Below are 1,328 nucleotides of genomic sequence, written 5' to 3' on the forward strand. Positions count from 1 at the left end.
TACTTCAAGCGATATGCATGTTGTCGCTATATCCACCCTGCACTCGATGCCTATCGATCCCTGATGGAAAACGTCACTCTGGAGACCGATAGCATTTCTCGAATCGAGGTCGCGACCTTTGCTTGGGCGCTGCGCCTTGCCAATAAGCTCACGCCCGATAACCTCGTAGAGGCGCAGTACAGCCTGCCATTTTGCTTGGCGGCGTTGGTGCTTCGTGGCCCTGCGGCCTTGTCCCCGATTACCCAAGATCTCTTGCGCGACGACCGCATCCCCGAGTTGGCCGCCCGGATTGATATAGAAGTGTGCCCGACGATTGACCGGCGCTTTCCGCGTGACACGCTCGCGAAGGTGCGCGTAATCCTCAAGGCCGGAGATGCCTTGGAGACTTTGAAGCCTATTGGTCCAGCCGATCTCTCGCGGCAAGACGTTCGGCGCAAGTTTCGTAACTTGGCCAACGGCCGAATATCTGATGTTCAGTGCCAACGGTTGCTGGACGCCACTGAGCCCGATCAATGCGATCTGGATAAGCTGCAGCTCACCCTCGCCCAGACGCCTTTAATCAATTGAGGGCCTTACCGGCAATTCAGGTATGCGATGAACCGGATCGTTGTTCTGCGCTGTGCCAATGATAGCGCCGTCTTGCACCACAAGTCTGCCGCCTATGATCACATGGCGCACTCGGCTTACATTTAGATTATCGGCAATCGTAATATCGGCTCGCTTTCCAACTTCCAAGCGTCCTGCATCGTAAAATGCCCCAAACACGGAAGCTACATTTCCCGTCGCCAGTGCGACTGCCTTTGGTGCCGACAGTTGCCCCGCAACGACCATGCGGTGCACTGCCTCCAAAATTCCGTCCCAATGGCCGCCAGCAAAGTCGGTTGAAAGCGTATCGACCAAACCTTCGCTGATCAAGGCATCCAGGTTCTCGGCAGTATTGCGCCAATGGGTGGAGATGCAATCGAGTGTGCTGACATCGATCAAAACCCCGGCGTCGCGCAACAGCCTAGCAGTTGTAACAGCCTCTTCCGACGTAAACGAAGGATGATTGCAATGCGCGGCGATCAGACGCGCAGATGGCATAGCTCTTGCCAGACCCAGGATGTGTTCCGCAGACGGCACGGCGTTATGAAGGATTGCCGTTAGGCCAGTCCGCGCGGAAGCCTCTGCCAATTCCGCGAGACCAAGGAGTGCATGTCGGACCGGTTTCATGACCGACCCGGCGATGGTCTTTGCTACGGTTTCAGCGGTCGACCGGCGGAGGAGACCAAGTTCATCGCACAATGCGATGAACTGCGTGTCCAGCGGAAACGTTGGGTCTTTAAGGG

The 1,328-nt window shown here is 56.5% G+C and carries 2 protein-coding genes; one reads left to right on the forward strand and one right to left on the reverse strand.

The window, feature by feature from the left end; genetic code table 11:
- Positions 1-567, forward strand: a 567-nt coding sequence (locus WH91_RS19880) for an MmgE/PrpD family protein (protein ID WP_046172761.1), incomplete at its 5' end; no start/stop codon positions are given.
- Here the strand turns inward: WH91_RS19880 and WH91_RS23810 are convergent.
- The coding region (locus WH91_RS23810) for an amidohydrolase family protein (protein WP_046172762.1) at positions 556-1,328 on the reverse strand (773 nt) is incomplete at its 5' end. The genes WH91_RS19880 and WH91_RS23810 overlap by 12 nt on opposite strands.

Origin of the sequence: Devosia psychrophila, assembly GCF_000971275.1 — a bacterium.
Classification (GTDB): domain Bacteria; phylum Pseudomonadota; class Alphaproteobacteria; order Rhizobiales; family Devosiaceae; genus Devosia; species Devosia psychrophila.